Origin of the sequence: Gracilibacillus marinus, from assembly GCF_042651725.1 — a bacterium.
GTDB classification, from domain to species: Bacteria; Bacillota; Bacilli; order Bacillales; family Amphibacillaceae; genus Gracilibacillus; species Gracilibacillus marinus.
Window position 1 is genome coordinate 1,388 of the sequence record NZ_JBHSDV010000010.1, and the last position, 1,568, is coordinate 2,955.

Annotated in this window: 1 rRNA gene (cut by a window edge); it reads right to left on the minus strand. The window is 50.3% G+C overall.

Annotation, left to right across the window (positions count from 1 at the left end):
- Positions 1-1,556, minus strand: a 23S ribosomal RNA gene (locus tag ACFOZ1_RS16385); its annotated part reaches 1,387 nt to the left of the window's first position; the annotation flags it as partial.
- Positions 1,557-1,568 lie beyond the last annotated feature (12 nt).

Here is a 1,568-nt window from a genome sequence, read left to right on the forward strand (position 1 = left end):
TAATTGCCAGACGGATTTGCCTATCTGACTCACTCACTGCTTAGACGCACACTTCCAGTCGTGCGCATTCCTTATCCTACTGCGTCCCCCCATCGTTCAAACGGAATTGGGTGGTACAGGAATATCAACCTGTTGTCCATCGCCTACGCCTTTCGGCCTCGGCTTAGGCCCCGACTAACCCTGAGCGGACGAGCCTTCCTCAGGAAACCTTAGGCATTCGGTGTAGAAGATTCTCACTTCTATTTCGCTACTCATACCGGCATTCTCACTTCTAAGCGCTCCACCAGTCCTCACGGTCTGACTTCACAGCACTTAGAACGCTCTCCTACCATTGATCAAAGATCAATCCGTAGCTTCGGTGATACGTTTAGCCCCGGTACATTTTCGGCGCAGAGTCACTCGACCAGTGAGCTATTACGCACTCTTTAAATGGTGGCTGCTTCTAAGCCAACATCCTGGTTGTCTAAGCAACTCCACATCCTTTTCCACTTAACGTATACTTTGGGACCTTAGCTGACGGTCTGGGCTGTTTCCCTTTCGACTATGAACCTTATCACCCATAGTCTGACTCCCAAGGTAATATGATTGGCATTCGGAGTTTGACTGAATTCGGTAACCCGGTGAGGGCCCCTAGTCCAATCAGTGCTCTACCTCCAACATACATCCCTTGAGGCTAGCCCTAAAGCTATTTCGGAGAGAACCAGCTATCTCCGTGTTCGATTGGCATTTCACCCCTACCCACACCTCATCCCCGCACTTTTCAACGTGCGTGGGTTCGGGCCTCCAGTCAGTGTTACCTGACCTTCACCCTGGACATGGGTAGATCACACGGTTTCGGGTCTACGACCCCCTACTAAAATCGCCCTATTCAGACTCGCTTTCGCTGCGGCTCCGTGTCTTCCACTTAACCTTGCAGGAGATCGTAACTCGCCGGTCCATTCTACAAAAGGTACGCCGTCACCCATAAACGGGCTTCGACTACTTGTAGGCACACGGTTTCAGGATCTCTTTCACTCCCCTTCCGGGGTGCTTTTCACCTTTCCCTCACGGTACTGGTTCACTATCGGTCACTAGGGAGTATTTAGCCTTGGGAGATGGTCCTCCCGGATTCCGACGGAATTTCACGTGTTCCGCCGTACTCAGGATACACTCAAGAGGAAATAAGTTTTCAATTACAGGGCTGTTACCTCCTATGGCTGACCTTTCCAGATCGATTCATTTAACTTATCTCTTTGTAACTCCGTATAGAGTGTCCTACAACCCCAAAAAGCAAGCTTTTTGGTTTGGGCTAATTCCGTTTCGCTCGCCGCTACTCGGGAAATCGCGTTTGCTTTCTCTTCCTCCGGGTACTTAGATGTTTCAGTTCCCCGGGTCTGCCTCATCTATCCTATGTATTCAGATAGATGTTCTACTCCATAACGAGTAGAGGGTTCCCCCATTCGGAAATTCTCGGATCAATGCTTACGTACAGCTCCCCGAGACATATCGGTGTTTGTCCCGTCCTTCGTCGGCTCCTAGTGCCAAGGCATCCACCGTGCGCCCTTCTTCACTTAACTATCTTACTTGTT